The following is a 608-nucleotide window of genomic DNA, read 5'->3' on the forward strand; positions in this document are numbered from 1 at the left end:
ATCGATTTTTCTTTCTCTTCCTCCGGGTACTTAGATGTTTCAGTTCCCCGGGTTTACCTCCATATACCTATGTATTCAGTATACAGTACTTAACGAAGTTAAGTAGGTTTCCCCATTCGGAAATCTCTGGATCACAGGCTATGTGCGCCTACCCAAAGCTTATCGCAGCTTATCACGTCCTTCATCGGCTCCTAGTGCCAAGGCATTCACCCTGCGCCCTTTGTAGCTTGACCTATTCATATAGTCTTATTACAAATTCGCATAAAATAAATCTATTTTAAGGTTTTTAAACTTTCGTTTAATATTTGTCTTGACGAAATTGTTATTTCTTTAAAATTTAAAGGTTTAACAACTTTATTATCACTGTGCAATTTTCAAAGAACAAAAATCTTCTTATAAACGGCGTCCTACCTCGTCAACTTCCTTCTCTGCGGTACTCACTTACATAAGTAAGCTCTGTTCCTCGTTCAGGAGTTTCCTTATATTACTTGTTTCTAATAAGATTTAATTTTTGAGGTCTCATTGGACTCTCAAAATTAAACAGATAACATAGAACCAGTTTTTCATGAAGTATTACCTTCATGTCGACTCCCTAGAAAGGAGGTGAT

At 36.7% G+C, this 608-nt stretch carries 1 rRNA gene; it reads right to left on the bottom strand.

From position 1 onward, the window contains the following. A 23S ribosomal RNA gene (locus AC07E4_RS19810) occupies nucleotides 1-233 on the bottom strand; the annotation flags it as partial. Nucleotides 234-608 lie beyond the last annotated feature (375 nt).

The sequence above is a fragment of the Clostridium amazonense genome (assembly GCF_056431285.1).